We start from the raw sequence: 15,427 nt of genomic DNA, 5'->3' as shown, positions 1-15,427 counted from the left end.
TAAGGAGTAATTGTGATTCAGCAGGAATCCCGCCTCAAGGTCGCCGACAACACCGGCGCGAAGGAGCTGCTCACGATCCGCGTCCTCGGTGGCTCACGCCGTCGTTACGCAGGTCTGGGTGACACCATCGTCGCCACCGTCAAGGACGCGATCCCCGGCGGCAACGTGAAGAAGGGCGATGTCGTCAAGGCGGTCATCGTCCGCACCAAGAAGGAGGTCCGTCGTCCGGACGGCTCCTACATCAAGTTCGACGAGAACGCCGCCGTCATCCTGAAGACCGACGGGGAGCCCCGCGGCACCCGTATCTTCGGACCGGTCGGTCGCGAGCTTCGTGACAAGAAGTTCATGAAGATCGTCTCGCTGGCGCCGGAGGTTATCTGATCATGGCGAAAATCAAGAAGGGTGACCTGGTTCAGGTCATCTCGGGCGCAAAGCCCGAGCGCGGCGGCGATCGCGGCAAGCAGGGTAAGGTCCTCGAGGTCCTCACCGAGCAGAACCGCGTGATCGTCGAGGGCGTCAACTACATGACCAAGCACACGCGCGTCGGCCAGACGCAGCGTGGCACCAAGACCGGCGGCATCGAGACCATCGAAGCCCCGATCCACATCTCGAACGTCGCACTCGTTGACCCCGAGACCAAGAAGCCGACCCGTGTCGGCCACCGGGTCGAGGAGAAGACCAAGGACGGCGTCACCCGCACCGTCCGCGTGCGCTACGCGAAGAAGTCAGGTAAGGACCTCTGATGAGCACCGACACTGCCGCGCCGGCTGGCAAGATCCAGCCGCGCCTGAAGCAGAAGTACAAGGCCGAGATCCAGCAGAAGCTGCAGGACGAGTTCGGCTACAAGAACGTGATGCAGATCCCCGGCCTCGTCAAGGTCGTCGTCAACACCGGTGTCGGTGAGGCGGCTCGCGACAGCAAGGTGATCGATGGCGCGGTCGAGGATCTCACCAAGATCACCGGTCAGAAGCCGATCGTCACGAAGGCCCGCAAGTCCATCGCGCAGTTCAAGCTGCGTGAGGGTCAGGCCATCGGTGCGCACGTCACCCTCCGTGGTGACCGTGCGTGGGAGTTCGTGGACCGCCTGGTCTCGCTCGCACTGCCCCGCATCCGCGACTTCCGCGGTCTGTCGGCCAAGCAGTTCGACGGTCACGGCAACTACACCTTCGGTCTCCAGGAGCAGAGCGTGTTCCACGAGATCGACCAGGACAAGATCGACCGCGTCCGCGGTTTCGACATCACCGTCGTCACCTCGGCGAAGACGGACGACGAGGGTCGGGCACTGCTCCGCCACCTCGGCTTCCCGTTCAAGTCGGAGGACGCACAGGCGTGACGCTTCGAACCCCCGCCCGTCGGGCGGGGGTTCCGCGTGCGCTTACAATTGAAGATTGCGACTCATCGAAGGTCGTCTGTCGTGTAACGGCAGCCGAAACCTCATGACCAAAGGAAAACACCCATGACAATGACAGACCCGGTCGCAGACATGCTGACCCGTCTGCGCAACGCGAACTCGGCGCACCACGACACTGTGTCGCTGCCGTCGAGCAAGCTCAAGACGCACATCGCCGACATCCTCAAGCAGGAGGGTTACATCTCCGGCTACGAGGTCACCGACGCACGCGTCGGCCAGAACCTCACCCTCACGCTGAAGTACGGCCCCAACCGTGAGCGTTCGATCGCGGGCATCAAGCGCGTTTCGAAGCCGGGTCTTCGTGTCTACGCGAAGTCCACGGAGCTCCCCAAGGTCCTCGGTGGCCTCGGCGTGGCCATCCTGTCCACCTCCTCCGGTCTCCTCACGGACCGTCAGGCCGAGCAGAAGGGCGTGGGCGGAGAAGTTCTCGCCTACGTGTGGTAATCCCAAATGTCGCGTATTGGACGACTTCCCATCGAGATCCCCGCGGGTGTGACCGTCTCGGTCGACAACCGCGTGGTCACGGTGAAGGGCCCCAAGGGTGAGCTCACCCTGAACGTGGCCAAGCCCATCGAGGTCGCGGTCGAGGACAACCAGGTGGTTGTCACCCGTCCCGACGACGAGCGCGAGTCGCGGTCGCTTCACGGCCTGACCCGCACGCTCATCAACAACAACATCATCGGCGTCACCCAGGGCTACACCAAGGGCCTCGAGGTCGTCGGTACCGGTTACCGCGTGCAGCAGAAGGGGAGCTCGGTCGAGTTCGCCCTCGGCTTCTCGCACCCGGTCCTGATCGACGCTCCCGAGGGCATCACCCTGACGGTCGAGGGCACCAACAAGCTCACCGTGAGTGGCATCGACAAGCAGGCTGTCGGTGAGGCAGCTGCCAACATCCGCAAGATCCGCAAGCCCGAGCCGTACAAGGGCAAGGGCGTGCGCTACGCCGGCGAGAACGTGCGTCGCAAGGCCGGAAAGAGTGGTAAGTAACCATGGCTCTCAAGTCAAAGTCTGACGCCCGCGCGCGTCGTCACACCCGCCTTCGCAAGAAGGTCGTCGGCACCGAGGTGCGCCCGCGCCTCGTCGTCAACCGTTCGGCTCGCCACGTCTTCGTCCAGGTGGTCGACGACAGCAAGGGCCACACCGTCGCCTCCGCGTCCACGCTCGAGACCGAGCTGCGCTCGTTCGACGGTGACAAGACGGCCAAGGCCCGCAAGGTCGGCGAACTCGTCGCCGAGCGCGCGAAGGCCGCCGGTGTCACCGAGGTCGTGTTCGACCGCGGTGGCAACCGCTACGCCGGTCGCGTCGCGGCCATCGCCGACGGCGCCCGCGAAGGGGGGCTGGCACTGTGAGTGACAACAAGGAGAACGAAGTGACCGAAACGGCTGCTGCCGCTCCGGAGACGGCTACTGCCTCGACCACCGAGGCAGCAGAGCCCGCTCGCGAGCAGCGCGAAGGCCGCCGCGGCGGCCGTGACCGAGGCCAGGGTGGCCGCGACCGCAACTCGCGCGACCGTGGCGACAACCAGTTCCTGGAGCGCGTCGTCACCATCAACCGCGTCTCGAAGGTCGTGAAGGGTGGACGTCGCTTCAGCTTCACCGCCCTCGTGGTCGTCGGTGACGGCAACGGTACGGTCGGCGTCGGCTACGGCAAGGCCCGCGAGGTCCCTCTGGCGATCTCGAAGGGTGTCGAAGAGGCCAAGCGCAACTTCTTCCGCGTCCCGCGCGTCGGAACCACCATCCCGCACCCCGTCCAGGGTGAGGCCGCTGCCGGCGTCGTGCTGCTGCGTCCGGCTGCTGCCGGTACCGGTGTCATCGCCGGTGGTCCCGTCCGCGCCGTGCTCGAGTGCGCCGGTGTCCACGACGTCCTGTCCAAGTCGCTCGGTTCGTCGAACACGATCAACATCGTGCACGCGACCGTCGAGGCCCTCAAGAGCCTCGAGGAGCCTCGTGCCGTCGCTGCCCGTCGTGGCCTCGACTACGACGCTGTCGTTCCGGGCATCATCATCCGCAACGAGGCCAAGGCCGCTGCTGCGGCTGCGGCAAAGGTAGGTGCCTGATGGCCGCCCGTCTGAAGGTGACCCAGATCAAGTCCAAGGTGAGCGAGAAGCAGAACCAGCGTGACACGCTGCGCAGCCTCGGTCTGAAGCGAATCGGTGACAGCACCGTTCGCCCTGACGACGCGCAGACGCGCGGCTACGTCAAGACCGTCGCACACCTCGTCAAGGTTGAGGAGATCGACTAATGGCTGAGAAGAACACTTCGGCGAAGCTCAGCGCAGGCGACGCTTCGGTCGAGGCCGAGAAGGCCCCGAAGAAGGCTGCCGCTCCCAAGGCTGCTGCCGAGAAGAAGCCCGCGGCCAAGAAGGCTCCCGCCAAGGCATCGGATGCCAAGGCAGCCGACGCCAAGGGTGAGACCGCCGCGAAGAAGCCTGCTGCGAAGAAGGCTGCTCCGAAGGCGGATGCCCCGGCATCCCGCCCCGGTGTGCTCAAGGTCCACCACCTGCGTCCGGTCCCCGGCGCCAACACCGCCAAGACCCGTGTCGGTCGCGGTGAGGGCTCCAAGGGCAAGACGGCAGGTCGCGGAACCAAGGGAACCAAGGCCCGCAACACCGTTCGCGTCGGGTTCGAGGGTGGGCAGATGCCTCTGCACATGCGCACCCCGAAGCTGCGCGGGTTCAAGAACCCGTTCCGCGTCGAGTACCAGGTCGTGAACCTGGACAAGCTCGCGGAGCTGTACCCCCAGGGTGGCGACGTCACCGTCAGCGACCTGGTCGCCAAGGGTGCCGTTCGCAAGAACGAGAAGGTCAAGGTCCTCGGAAACGGGGACATCGACGTGAAGCTCACCGTCGCGGTCGACAAGGTCTCCGGCTCCGCCGAGCAGAAGATCGTCGCGGCAGGCGGATCCGTCAAGTAGTCGCGTGAGAGAGGGGTCGGAGATTCTCCGGCCCCTCTCTGCGTTACGCTGGTCTTTCGGCCGTCCGTCGCGGGTCGGCATCCCTTTTCTGGAGGAACGCCCTTGTTTAGCGCTATCGCGCGGATCTTCCGCACGCCCGACTTGCGTCGGAAGATCGGTTTCACTCTGGCGATCATCGCCATCTACCGACTCGGATCCCACGTCCCTGCTCCGTTCGTGAACTTCCCGAACGTCGAGGAGTGCCTGCGCATCAACGCCGGCACCGAGGGGCTGCTGAGCCTGGTCAACCTCTTCTCCGGCGGCGCGCTGCTCCAGCTGTCGATCTTCGCCCTCGGCGTCATGCCGTACATCACGGCGACGATCATCACCCAGCTGCTGCGCGTCGTCATCCCTCACTTCGAGGCGCTGCACAAGGAAGGTCAGGCCGGCCAGGCCCGCCTGACCCAGTACACCCGCTACCTCACGATCGCACTCGCACTGCTGCAGTCGACCACTCTCGTGACGGTCGCGCGCAGCGGACAGCTGTTCGGAGCCACTGACATCGCGGCATGTCAGCAGCTCCTCACAAACGACGTGTGGTGGGCGCAGCTGCTCATCATCATCACGATGACCGCCGGTACCGGTCTGATCATGTGGTTCGCTGAGCTCGTCACCGAGCGCGGCATCGGCAACGGTATGTCGCTGCTCATCTTCACGTCGATCGCTGCGACCTTCCCGGCCGCGATGTGGGCGATCTTCGAGGCGAACGGCTTCGAGACGTTCCTGCTCGTGCTCGCGGTCGGAATCGTCGTGACGGGGCTCGTGGTGTTCGTCGAACAGTCCCAGCGGCGGATCCCCGTGCAGTACGCCAAGCGCATGGTCGGGCGCCGCACCTACGGCGGCACGAACACCTACATCCCGATCAAGGTCAACATGGCCGGTGTTATCCCGATCATCTTCGCCTCGTCGTTGCTGTACATCCCGATGCTCATCGCGCAGTTCAACACCCCGCAGGACGGCTCGGAGCCCGCAGCCTGGGTCGTGTGGATCTCGCAGAACTTCACCACAGGTGACCAGCCGCTCTACATGGCGGCGTACTTCCTGCTCATCATCGGGTTCACGTACTTCTACGTCGCGATCACGTTCAACCCCGTCGAGGTCGCCGACAACATGAAGAAGTACGGCGGGTTCATCCCCGGCATCCGTGCCGGACGTCCGACCGCCGACTACCTCGACTTCGTCCTCACCCGCATCACTTTCCCCGGCTCGATCTACCTGGGTCTGATCGCGCTGATCCCGTTGATCGCTCTGGCCACCGTCGGCGCCAACCAGAACTTCCCGTTCGGCGGCGCCTCGATCCTCATCATCGTCGGTGTCGGTCTCGAGACGGTCAAGCAGATCGATGCGCAGCTCCAGCAGCGCCACTACGAAGGGCTCCTCCGTTGAACGCAGCATCCGCTCGACTCCTCATCGTCGGCCCGCAGGGCTCCGGCAAGGGCACGCAGGGCGTGCGCATCGCCGAGGCACTGGGCATCCCTGTCGTCTCGACGGGGGACATCTTCCGCGCGAACATCAAGGGCGGAACGGAACTCGGCCAGCAGGTCACGGCGATCCTCGACCGCGGCGACCTCGTGCCGGACGAGCTGACCGGTGACATCGTGCGCGACCGCCTGTCGCAGGAGGACGCCGCCGGCGGCTTCATCCTCGACGGCTACCCGCGCAACACGGCGCAGGTCGGGCACCTCGAGGAGTTCCTGGCGTCGCGCGGTGAGGCGCTGGACGCCGTCATCCTGCTCGACGTCCCCCGCGAGGAGAGCATCGAGCGGTTGACCCTGCGTGCGCAGGAGCAGGGCCGGTCGGATGACACGGAAGAGGCCATCGCGCACCGCCTCGACATCTACGAGAAGGAGACCGCTCCGATCCTCGCCGTGTACGGCGACCGGGGCATCGTCGACCGCATCGACGGCGTCGGCTCTCTCGACGAGATCACCGAGCGCATCACCGCGGCGCTGCGCGCACGCGGTCTGACGCTCGCGGCCTGACGTGTTCCGACGCTCGATCTACAAGACACCCGCCCAGCTGCGGGCGATGATCGAACCGGGACTCATCACTGCGGCGTCGTTGGATGCCGCCGCAGCGGCGATCCGCGCGGGTCGGACCACGGCTGACGTGGACGCGGCCGCGTCGGCGGCGATCACCTCGCGCGGGGCCGAATCGAACTTCCGGCTCGTCCGCGGATACCACCACACCACGTGCATCTCGGTGAACGAGCAGGTCGTGCACGGTATCCCCGGCGCGCGTGTGCTGGAGCCGGGGGACATCGTCTCGGTCGACAGCGGTGCGCAGTTCCATGGTTGGAACGGCGACAGCGCCCGCACCTTCGTCATCCCCGACCCCTCGCGCCCGGAACTCGTCGCTCGGCGCGAGGAGCTCTCCCGAGTCACGGAGGGGTCGATGTGGGCCGGCATCGCCGCGATGGCGACCGCTCGTCACCTCGGCGACATCGGTGCGTCGATCCAGGAGTACATCGAGGCGCAGGGCCCGTCAGAGGTGTCCGGTGAGACGTACGGCATCCTGCGGGAGTACGTCGGGCACGGTATCGGTCGCAAGATGCACGAGGCTCCGAGCGTCTTCAACTACCGAACCCCGGATCCCGGGGCCGAGGTCAAGCCAGGGCTCGTCCTCGCGATCGAGCCGATGGTCACCGCCGGAGGCGAGGAGACCCTCGTCGAGGACGACGACTGGACTGTGTCGACGGTCGACGGCAGCGACGGCTCGCACTGGGAGCACAGCGTCGCCCTTCATGCCGACGGCATCTGGGTCCTGACGGCTGCCGACGGCGGTGCCGCCGGCCTCGCGCCGTTCGGCATCACGCCGGTCCGCCCCGCCTGACTCCCCGCGAAACACCACTTCGTCGTCGAGACACCACGCGTCGGGCGATGTCTCGCCACCTCCGTGGTGTCTCACCGTCGTGAGCGGAGAGTGGAGAGGAGCTGCAGCTGCGGGGGCGCCACCCGTTCGACGCCAGCGGCGAGGAGCGCATGCTGCAGAGGGCGGACCTTCCACGCGTCGGCGAACTCCCAACGGGCGAACGGGTGTCCGTTCCTGCGAAGGCGATCCTCCCGGCGCTTCTCCGCGGCGAGTGACTGCGCGGCGGCAGCAGGATTTCCCAAGCCGTACTTCTCCCACCCGTCGACCTCGCCGATCGACCCTGTGGAGGGGAAGTGGAAGTCGACTCGGTCGACGGCTCCTTCGTAGGTGAACGAGCGCTGGAGTTCCGGCGTCTCGAATCCCGACCACAGGATCACCGCGCGGCTGACGCTCTCCGCCGGCGACTCCGCCGTGCCGTCGACGTGCGCCCACAGCCAACGCAGGCGGGCGCGGCCACGGCGGTTCACCTGCGCATCGGAGCGGAGCCGGAGACCGTCGAGTGACAGAGGACCGCCCTGTGCTGGAGATGTCGCGCTGTCCATCACGGCAAGTGCCTGGGCCGGCGGCAGGGCGCGACCGAGGTCGACGACGGTGTCGAGGAGACCGGTGACACGCACGCCGCTGACAAGCTCGACAGCGCGCGGGTCGCTGCTGGTGTGGACGAGTACGTCGCCGAAGCGTCGGGACCTGGCGCGTTCGGCCGAGTGGACGTGGATGTCGCGCGTCTCGCCGAAGCTCGGCAGGCCGTGGAGGACGGCGGCGGATTCGAGACAGAGCGTCGCCTCCGGATGCTTCATGGCGAAGGCGTGCACGCGCACGGCATACTTCGACCACGGCGGCAATCGCTCGTATGCACCGCGCTCCACGTACAGACCGTGGCGCACCCGGCGCAGGACCTCCGGGGAGACGGGGATTCCCTGCATCCTGCACGCGGCCGCCGTCAGGAGGGGGACGGGTGAGACGGCGACCGCGCGGTCGGTGAGGAGCAGCGGCATCCCCGCATCCTGACCCTCCGCGCCCTGCCCCTGTTTGCGCAGACCCTGTCCTCGTGCACGACCGCCCTGTCTCCCCGCCCTGTGCAGAACAACTCGCGGCGGGCTCGAGACACCACGCGCGGCACGAGGCATCACGCGGTGCATGGTGTCTCGCGTCGCGGATGGTGTCTCGCCGGCGGGAGGCAAGGGAAGGGCAAGGGAGGGGGAGAGGGGGAGCGGAGGGGGTTCACAAGAGGGGCATAGGATTGCTCGGCAGGATGAAAGCGCACCTCCCGCCTCCAGCGCGGGCCCTGAGAGATCGGAAAGTCATGGCCGCTGCCGCCAAGAGCAACACCAACTGGTTCGCGATCGGGATCTCGATCGCCGTCGTCGTGGTCCTCGTGGTCCTCGGTGGGCTGGTGGTGTTCCTGAACAACCAGGCGAGCTCGCCCGGCACCGCTCCCAGCAGTGCGATCGTCAACGAGGAGACCGGCGCGATCAGCTTCGGCGAGGGCGAGACGGAGATCGACACCTACGTCGACTTCATGTGCCCGATCTGCGGTGACTTCGAGGACGCATACGGCGGGCAGCTGCAGGAGGCGGCGGCAGCCGACGAGATCACCCTGAACCTGCACCCCATCTCGATCCTCGACCGGTACTCCCAGAACACGGAGTTCTCCACCAGGGCCGCGGCGTCCGTCTACTGCGTGGCCGCCGAGGCGCCCGAGGCGACGCTGGAGTACTTCAACGTACTGTTCGAGAACCAGCCTGCGGAGAACACGCCGGGACTCAGCGACGACGAACTCGCCGCCTTCGCGGCCCAGGTCGGCGCCGAGGGGGCTGCGGACTGCATCGCCGACGGCACGTACAAGCGCTACATCACCTCGCAGACGAACTCGCACGAGATCCAGGGAACGCCCACCGTCGAGATCGACGGAGAGCGTATCGAGAACTCGCAGATCGCCACTCGGTTCGCCGAGATCCTCGGCTGATCGACACCTCGCAGAGAGCGAGTCGCCCACGGGCGGCCCGCTCTCGAGTTGCCGAGGGCGCCCGGAGCGGATAACATAGAGCGTTGGTGCCCTGTGCCCGGTTTCGGCGTGTCCGTCCGCGAGGTCACCACAATCACCCATCCACCGCAGATCGACCGATCTGCAGAAGCGTCAGCGAGGCTATGGCTAAGAAAGACGGTGTCATCGAGATCGAGGGCGTCATTTCCGAGGCGTTGCCCAACGCGATGTTCCGCGTTGAGCTCACCAACGGACACAAGGTGCTCGCCACGATCTCCGGAAAGATGCGGCAGAACTACATCCGTATCATCCCCGAGGACCGCGTGGTCGTGGAGCTCAGCCCCTACGACCTCACCCGTGGTCGCATCGTCTACCGCTACCGCTGATCGGTCGAGAAGTAACACCCCAGGCGCCTGCGCCTGCCCGGTGAAGACAGCGAACAGGAAACACAATGAAGGTCAAGCCCAGCGTCAAGCCCATCTGCGATCACTGCAAGGTGATCCGCCGTCACGGGCGCGTCATGGTGATCTGCAAGAGCAACCCGCGCCACAAGCAGCGCCAGGGTTGATCCGTCGCGGATCATGGCGGCGCAGCCGCCCTGATGCGCGATCGGTTCAGGATCGAGCGAGCACGCGCGAAGCGCGAGCGAGTCGAGATCCAGCTCGAACAGCGAACAACTGAACACATACAGGCAGGATCAAGAACCCGCATCGCGGGGGACACCTCGGGACAGAGGCCCGGGTCCACATTCTGCTCCACACCTCTACTCATCCCAGGAGATACCGCATGGCACGTCTTGCCGGCGTTGACATCCCGCGCGACAAGCGCGTGGTGATCGCCCTTACCTACATCTACGGCGTCGGCCGTACCCGCTCGGTCGAGATCCTCAAGGCCACCGAGATCGACGAGTCGATCCGCGTCAAGGACCTGAGCGACGACCAGCTCATCGCACTCCGCGACTACATCGAAGGCAACTACAAGGTGGAGGGTGACCTGCGCCGCGAGGTCGCCGCAGACATCCGCCGCAAGGTCGAGATCGGCTCCTACGAGGGCATCCGCCACCGTCGTGGCCTTCCGGTCCGCGGTCAGCGCACCAAGACCAACGCCCGTACCCGCAAGGGCCCGAAGCGCACCGTCGCCGGCAAGAAGAAGGCCCGCTAAGCAGCGGCCAGGGACTAGGAGAAAACTTTCATGGCTGCACCTAAGGCCGCCGCGCGCAAGCCGCGCCGCAAGGAGAAGAAGAACATCGCGCTGGGCCAGGCCCACATCAAGTCGACGTTCAACAACACCATCGTCTCGATCACCGACCCGTCCGGCGCTGTCATCAGCTGGGCATCGTCGGGTGGCGTGGGCTTCAAGGGCTCGCGCAAGTCGACCCCGTACGCCGCTGGTATGGCTGCCGAGTCGGCTGCCCGCCAGGCTCAGGAGCACGGCGTCAAGAAGGTCGACGTCTTCGTCAAGGGTCCGGGCTCCGGTCGTGAGACCGCGATCCGCTCGCTGACCGCTGCCGGTCTCGAGGTCGGTTCGATCCAGGACGTCACCCCGCAGGCGCACAACGGCTGCCGCCCGCCGAAGCGTCGCCGCGTCTGATCCGGCTCGTGTGTCGCTCGGCCCCGCGCATGGCGAAGGGTCCGAGCGGCACACGCCCGATCGCGGGCACTGACTTCCACAACTCAAGACCTCACCCACCACATGTCATATAGCGGGCATGTGATCGAAAGGAACACAGAGTGCTCATTGCACAGCGTCCCACACTGACCGAGGAAAAGATCGCCGAGGACCGCAGCCGGTTTATCGTCGAGCCGCTCGAGCCCGGCTTCGGATACACCATCGGAAATGCGCTGCGCCGCAGCCTGCTCTCGTCGATCCCCGGCGCTGCTGTCACCAGCATCCGCATCGACGGTGTCCTGCACGAGTTCAGCACCATCCCCGGCGTGAAGGAGGATGTCACCGAGATCATCCTCAACATCAAGCAGCTGGTCGTCTCGTCGGAGCGCGACGAGCCCATCACCGCTTACCTTCGCAAGACCGGTGCCGGTGAAGTGACCGCCGCTGACATCTCGGCTCCCGCCGGTGTCGAGGTGCACAACCCGGAGCTCGTCATCGCGACGCTCAACGACACCGCGAAGTTCGAGCTGGAGCTGACCATCGAGCGCGGCCGTGGCTACGTCTCGGCGACCCAGAACCGCAACGAGTACGCCGAGGCCGGGCAGATCCCCGTCGACTCGATCTACTCGCCGGTCCTCAAGGTCAGCTACCGCGTCGAGGCGACTCGTGCCGGTGAGCGCACCGACTTCGACAAGCTCATCCTCGACGTCGAGACGAAGAACAGCATCGCCCCGCGCGACGCCGTCGCCTCGGCTGCCAAGACCCTCACCGAGCTGTTCGGTCTCGCCCGCGAGCTGAACGTCGAGGCCGAGGGCATCGAGATCGGCCCCGCGCCCGTCGAGCCCGTGCTCTCCAGCGAGCTGTCGATGCCGATCGAGGACCTCGACCTGTCGGTCCGCTCCTACAACTGCCTCAAGCGCGAGGGCATCAACACGGTGTCCGAGCTCGTGGCGCTGTCGGAGACGCAGCTCATGAACATCCGCAACTTCGGCCAGAAGTCGGTCGACGAGGTGCGCGACAAGCTCATCTCGCTCGGTCTGTCGCTCAAGGATTCGGTGCCCGGCTTCGACGGCGCCCACTTCTACGGCGCAGGCGAAGACGAATCCTTCTGACCTTCTCGAATATCTGACCAGGAGTTAGACGATTATGCCCAAGCCCAACAAGGGACCCCGCCTCGGAGGCGGCCCCGCCCACGAGCGCCTGCTGCTTGCGAACCTCGCCGCGGCGCTGTTCACGCACAAGTCGATCAAGACGACCGAGACGAAGGCCAAGCGCCTGCGTCCGATCGCCGAGCGTCTGATCACCTTCGCCAAGCGCGGCGACCTGCACGCGCGTCGTCGCGTGCTGTCGATCATCGGAGACAAGGAAGTCGTTCACACGCTCTTCTCCGAGATCGCGCCGCTGGTCGCTGACCGTGAGGGCGGCTACACCCGCATCACGAAGGTCGGCAACCGCAAGGGTGACAACGCGCCCATGGCCGTGATCGAGCTCGTCCTCGAGCCCGTCACCCCGAAGGCGAAGAAGACCGCGCCGAAGGCTGCCAAGCCCGCCGACGAGGCTCCCGTCGAGGAGGCCCCCGCTGAGGAGGCTCCCGTCGAGGATGCCGCCGCCGGTGCCGAGTCGCCGGAGGAGGGCGCTGCCGCTGAGGCCGCTGCCGCCGACGCCGTCGAGGCGCCCACCGACGAGAAGTAAGTCTCTCGAGAAGAAGCCCGTCCATCCCCTCGCGGGGTGGGTGGGCTTCTTCCGTTTCCCGAGTAGGGTGGATGCCGTGCTGAGGTCGATCCGTTCATGATGACCGACGCCTCGCGTACCCTCCGCACGCCGCGCGCCTACATCTCGTTCATCGTCATCGGGCTCCTCGCCGGTCTCCTCTCCGGCCTGTTCGGCGTGGGTGGCGGCACCGTCATCGTGCCGCTCCTCGTGCTGATGCTCCAGGTCGATCAGCGGCGTGCCGCCGGCACATCGCTGGCCGCGATCGTGCCCACCGCGAGTGTCGGGGTGATCTCCTATGCCGTGAGCGGCAACGTCGCGTGGATTCCGGCCCTCATCCTTGCCGCCGGCGCGGTCGTGGGGGCGCAGATCGGTACGCGGCTGCTGCCGCGGATCTCGCAGAGCGCGCTGCGGTGGGGCTTCGTCGGATTCCTCGTCGTCGTGATCATCAGCCTGTTCGTCGTGATCCCGTCACGGGATGCCGTGTTCGAGCTCGGGTGGATCAACGGTGCGGCGCTCCTCCTCGTCGGCGTCGGCACCGGCATCCTCGCCGGACTCATCGGCGTCGGTGGTGGGGTCATCGTCGTGCCCGTGCTCATGCTGGCCTTCGGGACCAGCGATCTCGAGGCCAAGGGCACGTCGCTGTTGATGATGATCCCCACGGCGATCTCGGGGACCATCGGCAACCTCCGAAACGGCAACGTCGACATCGTCGCCGCAGCGATCATCGGTGTGTCCGCGTGTTCCACGACCGCTCTCGGCGCGTGGCTCGCGACCCTCATCGATCCGTTCCTCGGCAACGTTTTGTTCGCCGCCTATCTCGCCTTCATCGCGGTGCAGATGGCCGTCAAGGCGCTCCGCAGCCGTCGACGCTAGCCGGCTCGGTAGACTGATCAAGTGTCTGTGAATTCCGAACTCATCGGCCGGGAGTTCCCGCCGACCCCGCCGTATCTCGTCGGACGTGAGAAGGTGCGCGAGTTCGCCCGTGCCGTCTTCGCCGATGCCCCGCTCCACACGGACGTCGATGCCGCACGGGCGCTCGGCTACGCAGATGTCGTCGCTCCGCCCACCTTCGCGATGGTCATCCAGGACCTCACGTTGCAGCAGCTGCTCAGCGAGCCCGACTCCGGCATCGAACTGTCGCGCACCATCCACGCAGAGCAGCGGTTCTCCTACTCGAAGCCCATCGTCGCCGGCGACGAACTCACCGGACGGCTGAAGGTCACCGGCATCCGCATGATGGCCGGCAACGCCATGATCACCAGCGAGGCCGAGATCACCGACGCAGACGGCGCCCACGTGGTGACGGCCACCAGTGTGCTCCTTGTCGGATCTGAAGAGAACGAGGACGCCGCATGAGCTTCACCGTCGGAGAGATCATCGCCGAGCGCACCGTTCACCTCACGCGGGAGTCGCTCGTCCGCTACGCCGGAGCCTCGGGCGACTTCAACCCCATCCACTACCGGGACGACGTCGCGGCATCCGTCGGTCTTCCCGGGGTCCTCGCGCACGGGATGCTGACCATGGGCATCGCGTCCTCCGTCGTCGTCGCCGCACTCGGCGACACCGCAGACATCATCGACTACGGCGTGCGCTTCACGCGTCCCGTCGTGGTCGATCCGCACGACGGCGCCGACGTCTCCGTCGTCGCGAAGGTCGGCGCGGTCGACGACACCTCGGCGCGGATCGATCTCACCGTCACGCACGCCGGTGCGACCGTGCTCGTCAAGGCGCAGTTGCGCGTCGCCGTCCGATGACCCAGGTCACCCCGATCCCGCTCGCGGAGCTCACGACCCTCCGCACCGGCGCGGCTCCAGAGCGGATGATCGAAGCGCGGACCACCGATGAGCTCATCGACGCGTTGCGCGAGGTCTGGGCCGGCATGGAGGAGTGGTTCGTCCTCGGCGGAGGGTCGAACCTCTTCGTCGGTGATGAGCCGTTCGACGGCACGGTCGTGCGGATCCTCACGAAGGGCATCGAGCGCCTCCCGTCCCCGCACGAGGGACGAGCGCGGCTGAAGGTGCAAGCTGGGCAGGACTGGGACGACCTCGTCGCCTACACCGTGGAGCATGGCCTCGCGGGCATCGAGGCCATGAGCGGCATCCCCGGCACGGTCGGCGCCGCCCCGGTGCAGAACGTCGGCGCCTATGGACAGGAGATCCAGGAGACGCTCGTCGAGGTCGAGCTCATCGACGAGTCGACCGGTGACGTCTCGGTGGTGCCGGCATCCGAGCTGGCGCTCGGGTTCCGCACGTCGGTCCTCAAGCACCATTACGGCGGAGCGCCGGACCGCCGTGCCGTGATCCTCTCCGTGACGCTCGACCTCGCCGAAGTCGGCGAGGAGGGTCGTGCGATCGGCGGCGAACAGCTGCGCCGAGCGCTCGGCCTCACCGACGATGCGCCCGTCCCGCTCGCCAGGGTGCGCGAGCAGATCCTCGCCATCCGCGCGGCGAAGGGGATGCTGCTGGACGCCGACGATCCCGACACGTGCAGCGCCGGGTCGTTCTTCCAGAACCTCATCGTCCCGGAGACGGTGGCGGCGCAGCTGCCGCCGGAATGTCCTCGATGGCCAGTCGAGCCCGACCTCGATGCGGCGACGGTCATCCCGCTCGAGGTCTTCGACGGATACGTGCCCGCCGCATCGCCGGTGCGACGGGACGTCAAGGTCAGCGCCGCGTGGCTGATCGAGAACGCCGGGATCACGAAGGGCTTCCGTCTCCCGCGTTCGCGTGCCGGCATCTCGACCAAGCATGCGCTGGCCCTCACCAACCGCGGCCAGGCCACCGCCGCGGAGCTCGCAGAGCTCGCGCGCTACATCCAGGTGCGTGTGCACGCGGAGTTCGGGCTCCTGCTCCAGCCGGAGCCCGTCCTCGTGGGCGTGGAGCTGTAGCA

Annotated in this window: 24 protein-coding genes; 23 read left to right on the top strand and 1 reads right to left on the bottom strand. The window is 66.6% G+C overall.

Annotated features, from left to right (window positions below):
* The first annotated feature begins 12 nt into the window (after window positions 1-12).
* From rplN to map, 12 genes are all read left to right on the top strand, one after another.
* On the top strand, window positions 13-381 hold the full coding sequence (gene rplN / locus HD600_RS03250; RefSeq protein WP_033106061.1) for a 50S ribosomal protein L14: 369 nt from the start codon (window positions 13-15) through the stop codon (window positions 379-381).
* A gap of 2 nt (window positions 382-383) precedes the next feature.
* Window positions 384-743, top strand: a complete 360-nt coding sequence (gene rplX, locus HD600_RS03245) for a 50S ribosomal protein L24 (protein ID WP_144792542.1) — start codon at window positions 384-386, stop codon at window positions 741-743.
* Window positions 743-1,333, top strand: a complete 591-nt coding sequence (gene rplE, locus HD600_RS03240; RefSeq protein ID WP_144792539.1) for a 50S ribosomal protein L5 — start codon at window positions 743-745, stop codon at window positions 1,331-1,333. The genes rplX and rplE overlap by 1 nt, the downstream gene beginning before the upstream one ends.
* A 123-nt stretch (window positions 1,334-1,456) precedes the next feature.
* Window positions 1,457-1,855 (top strand): 30S ribosomal protein S8, encoded by a 399-nt coding sequence (rpsH, locus tag HD600_RS03235; protein ID WP_144792536.1) that lies wholly within the window; start codon window positions 1,457-1,459, stop codon window positions 1,853-1,855.
* Window positions 1,856-1,861: 6 nt separating this feature from the next.
* Window positions 1,862-2,398, top strand: coding sequence for a 50S ribosomal protein L6 (gene rplF, locus HD600_RS03230; protein WP_144792533.1), 537 nt, complete (start codon window positions 1,862-1,864; stop codon window positions 2,396-2,398).
* Window positions 2,399-2,400: 2 nt separating this feature from the next.
* The gene (gene rplR / locus HD600_RS03225; RefSeq protein WP_144792530.1) at window positions 2,401-2,760 is read left to right on the top strand and encodes a 50S ribosomal protein L18; all 360 of its coding nucleotides are present in this window, start codon (window positions 2,401-2,403) and stop codon (window positions 2,758-2,760) included.
* Entirely contained in the window at window positions 2,757-3,467 is a 711-nt protein-coding gene (gene rpsE, locus HD600_RS15015; protein ID WP_260980357.1) for a 30S ribosomal protein S5, read from the top strand. Before rplR ends, rpsE begins: the two co-directional genes overlap by 4 nt.
* A complete protein-coding gene (rpmD, locus tag HD600_RS03215; protein WP_067121122.1) occupies window positions 3,467-3,652 on the top strand; it encodes a 50S ribosomal protein L30 in 186 nt (61 codons plus the stop codon). The genes rpsE and rpmD overlap by 1 nt, the downstream gene beginning before the upstream one ends.
* Window positions 3,652-4,323, top strand: a complete 672-nt coding sequence (gene rplO, locus HD600_RS14765; protein WP_144792524.1) for a 50S ribosomal protein L15 — start codon at window positions 3,652-3,654, stop codon at window positions 4,321-4,323. The genes rpmD and rplO overlap by 1 nt, the downstream gene beginning before the upstream one ends.
* Window positions 4,324-4,425: 102 nt before the next feature.
* Complete coding sequence (gene secY, locus HD600_RS03205; RefSeq protein ID WP_144792521.1) at window positions 4,426-5,748, top strand: preprotein translocase subunit SecY; 1,323 nt, start codon at window positions 4,426-4,428, stop codon at window positions 5,746-5,748.
* On the top strand, window positions 5,745-6,344 hold the full coding sequence (locus HD600_RS03200) for an adenylate kinase (RefSeq protein ID WP_144792519.1): 600 nt from the start codon (window positions 5,745-5,747) through the stop codon (window positions 6,342-6,344). The genes secY and HD600_RS03200 overlap by 4 nt, the downstream gene beginning before the upstream one ends.
* Before the next feature lies 1 nt (window position 6,345).
* Window positions 6,346-7,194, top strand: a complete 849-nt coding sequence (gene map / locus HD600_RS03195) for a type I methionyl aminopeptidase (RefSeq protein WP_184281494.1) — start codon at window positions 6,346-6,348, stop codon at window positions 7,192-7,194.
* Between the two features lie 71 nt (window positions 7,195-7,265).
* Here the strand turns inward: map and HD600_RS03190 are convergent, their stop codons facing one another.
* The gene (locus HD600_RS03190; RefSeq protein ID WP_184281492.1) at window positions 7,266-8,228 is read right to left on the bottom strand and encodes a hypothetical protein; all 963 of its coding nucleotides are present in this window, start codon (window positions 8,226-8,228) and stop codon (window positions 7,266-7,268) included.
* Window positions 8,229-8,536: 308 nt separating this feature from the next.
* On the opposite strand from HD600_RS03190, the gene HD600_RS03185 reads away from it, so the two are divergent.
* From HD600_RS03185 to HD600_RS03135, 11 genes are all read left to right on the top strand, one after another.
* Window positions 8,537-9,199: a DsbA family protein gene (locus HD600_RS03185; protein WP_184281490.1), complete on the top strand. Its 663-nt coding sequence runs from the start codon at window positions 8,537-8,539 to the stop codon at window positions 9,197-9,199.
* Between the two features lie 182 nt (window positions 9,200-9,381).
* Window positions 9,382-9,603 carry a translation initiation factor IF-1 gene (gene infA, locus HD600_RS03180; protein WP_028496510.1) on the top strand — a complete coding sequence of 74 codons (222 nt, stop codon included), beginning with the start codon at window positions 9,382-9,384 and terminating at the stop codon, window positions 9,601-9,603.
* Window positions 9,604-9,668: 65 nt separating this feature from the next.
* Entirely contained in the window at window positions 9,669-9,785 is a 117-nt protein-coding gene (gene rpmJ, locus HD600_RS03175) for a 50S ribosomal protein L36 (RefSeq protein ID WP_017885303.1), read from the top strand.
* A 218-nt stretch (window positions 9,786-10,003) separates the two neighbouring features.
* Window positions 10,004-10,378, top strand: a complete 375-nt coding sequence (gene rpsM / locus HD600_RS03170; protein WP_047524098.1) for a 30S ribosomal protein S13 — start codon at window positions 10,004-10,006, stop codon at window positions 10,376-10,378.
* A 30-nt stretch (window positions 10,379-10,408) separates the two neighbouring features.
* Window positions 10,409-10,807: a 30S ribosomal protein S11 gene (gene rpsK / locus HD600_RS03165; protein ID WP_033106075.1), complete on the top strand. Its 399-nt coding sequence runs from the start codon at window positions 10,409-10,411 to the stop codon at window positions 10,805-10,807.
* A 140-nt stretch (window positions 10,808-10,947) separates the two neighbouring features.
* Window positions 10,948-11,937: a DNA-directed RNA polymerase subunit alpha gene (locus tag HD600_RS03160; protein WP_144792507.1), complete on the top strand. Its 990-nt coding sequence runs from the start codon at window positions 10,948-10,950 to the stop codon at window positions 11,935-11,937.
* A gap of 34 nt (window positions 11,938-11,971) precedes the next feature.
* Window positions 11,972-12,517, top strand: a complete 546-nt coding sequence (gene rplQ, locus HD600_RS03155) for a 50S ribosomal protein L17 (protein WP_184281488.1) — start codon at window positions 11,972-11,974, stop codon at window positions 12,515-12,517.
* A gap of 96 nt (window positions 12,518-12,613) precedes the next feature.
* Window positions 12,614-13,411: a sulfite exporter TauE/SafE family protein gene (locus HD600_RS03150; protein ID WP_422120147.1), complete on the top strand. Its 798-nt coding sequence runs from the start codon at window positions 12,614-12,616 to the stop codon at window positions 13,409-13,411.
* Window positions 13,412-13,432: 21 nt separating this feature from the next.
* Window positions 13,433-13,894, top strand: a complete 462-nt coding sequence (locus tag HD600_RS03145; protein WP_184281487.1) for an FAS1-like dehydratase domain-containing protein — start codon at window positions 13,433-13,435, stop codon at window positions 13,892-13,894.
* Window positions 13,891-14,292: a MaoC/PaaZ C-terminal domain-containing protein gene (locus tag HD600_RS03140; protein ID WP_184281485.1), complete on the top strand. Its 402-nt coding sequence runs from the start codon at window positions 13,891-13,893 to the stop codon at window positions 14,290-14,292. The genes HD600_RS03145 and HD600_RS03140 overlap by 4 nt, the downstream gene beginning before the upstream one ends.
* Window positions 14,289-15,425: a UDP-N-acetylmuramate dehydrogenase gene (locus HD600_RS03135; RefSeq protein ID WP_184281483.1), complete on the top strand. Its 1,137-nt coding sequence runs from the start codon at window positions 14,289-14,291 to the stop codon at window positions 15,423-15,425. The genes HD600_RS03140 and HD600_RS03135 overlap by 4 nt, the downstream gene beginning before the upstream one ends.
* Window positions 15,426-15,427 lie beyond the last annotated feature (2 nt).

Source organism: Microbacterium ginsengiterrae (genome assembly GCF_014205075.1).
GTDB classification, from domain to species: domain Bacteria; phylum Actinomycetota; class Actinomycetes; order Actinomycetales; family Microbacteriaceae; genus Microbacterium; species Microbacterium ginsengiterrae.
This window is presented reverse-complemented; position numbering and strand designations above follow the sequence as displayed.

Excerpts from the sequence above, each read along its gene's own strand:
- rplX (WP_144792542.1), top strand. The coding sequence starts at position 384 with ATGGCGAAAATCAAGAAGGGTGACCTGGTTCAGGTCATCTCGGGCGCA.
- rplE (WP_144792539.1), top strand. The coding sequence starts at position 743 with ATGAGCACCGACACTGCCGCGCCGGCTGGCAAGATCCAGCCGCGCCTG.
- rpsH (WP_144792536.1), top strand. The coding sequence starts at position 1,457 with ATGACAATGACAGACCCGGTCGCAGACATGCTGACCCGTCTGCGCAAC.
- rplF (WP_144792533.1), top strand. The coding sequence starts at position 1,862 with ATGTCGCGTATTGGACGACTTCCCATCGAGATCCCCGCGGGTGTGACC.
- rplR (WP_144792530.1), top strand. The coding sequence starts at position 2,401 with ATGGCTCTCAAGTCAAAGTCTGACGCCCGCGCGCGTCGTCACACCCGC.
- rpmD (WP_067121122.1), top strand. The coding sequence starts at position 3,467 with ATGGCCGCCCGTCTGAAGGTGACCCAGATCAAGTCCAAGGTGAGCGAG.
- rplO (WP_144792524.1), top strand. The coding sequence starts at position 3,652 with ATGGCTGAGAAGAACACTTCGGCGAAGCTCAGCGCAGGCGACGCTTCG.
- HD600_RS03190 (WP_184281492.1), bottom strand. The coding sequence starts at position 8,228 with ATGCCGCTGCTCCTCACCGACCGCGCGGTCGCCGTCTCACCCGTCCCC.
- HD600_RS03185 (WP_184281490.1), top strand. The coding sequence starts at position 8,537 with ATGGCCGCTGCCGCCAAGAGCAACACCAACTGGTTCGCGATCGGGATC.
- infA (WP_028496510.1), top strand. The coding sequence starts at position 9,382 with ATGGCTAAGAAAGACGGTGTCATCGAGATCGAGGGCGTCATTTCCGAG.
- rpmJ (WP_017885303.1), top strand. The coding sequence starts at position 9,669 with ATGAAGGTCAAGCCCAGCGTCAAGCCCATCTGCGATCACTGCAAGGTG.
- rpsM (WP_047524098.1), top strand. The coding sequence starts at position 10,004 with ATGGCACGTCTTGCCGGCGTTGACATCCCGCGCGACAAGCGCGTGGTG.
- rpsK (WP_033106075.1), top strand. The coding sequence starts at position 10,409 with ATGGCTGCACCTAAGGCCGCCGCGCGCAAGCCGCGCCGCAAGGAGAAG.
- rplQ (WP_184281488.1), top strand. The coding sequence starts at position 11,972 with ATGCCCAAGCCCAACAAGGGACCCCGCCTCGGAGGCGGCCCCGCCCAC.
- HD600_RS03150 (WP_422120147.1), top strand. The coding sequence starts at position 12,614 with ATGATGACCGACGCCTCGCGTACCCTCCGCACGCCGCGCGCCTACATC.
- HD600_RS03140 (WP_184281485.1), top strand. The coding sequence starts at position 13,891 with ATGAGCTTCACCGTCGGAGAGATCATCGCCGAGCGCACCGTTCACCTC.
- HD600_RS03135 (WP_184281483.1), top strand. The coding sequence starts at position 14,289 with ATGACCCAGGTCACCCCGATCCCGCTCGCGGAGCTCACGACCCTCCGC.